This window comes from Streptomyces sp. SID11385, assembly GCF_010548245.1.
GTDB lineage: Bacteria > Actinomycetota > Actinomycetes > Streptomycetales > Streptomycetaceae > Streptomyces.
This window is the reverse complement of sequence record NZ_JAAGLR010000485.1, coordinates 1-321: the sequence shown is the minus strand read 5'-3', so window position 1 is coordinate 321 and position 321 is coordinate 1. Positions and strand designations below refer to the sequence as shown.

Here is a 321-nt window from a genome sequence, read left to right as displayed (position 1 = left end):
ACCGCATCGCCCACGCCCTGGAGCTGCCACCGGGACCGGAGCGGGACGTCGCCCTGCACGAGGCACGCAAGGCGGCGAAACGCGCACGCTACGCGGCCGAGGCCGCCCGCCCCGCGCTCGGCAAGCCTGCCCGGAAGTCCGCCAAGCGGCTGAAGGCCGTACAGGGTGTCCTGGGCGACCACCAGGACAGCGTGGTGGCCCGCGAGGCCCTGCGCGCCCTCGCCGTCCAGGCACAGCTGTCCGGCGAGCCCTCGTTCACCTGGGGACTGCTGTACGGGCGGGAGGAGCGGACGGCGGCGGCACGCGAACGGGAGCTGCCCG

1 protein-coding gene is annotated in these 321 nt (G+C 75.7%); it reads left to right on the top strand.

All coding sequences use genetic code 11. The features are described from left to right. Positions 1 to 321, top strand: a 321-nt coding sequence (locus G3I42_RS14735; RefSeq protein ID WP_164286110.1) for a CHAD domain-containing protein, incomplete at both ends; no start/stop codon positions are given.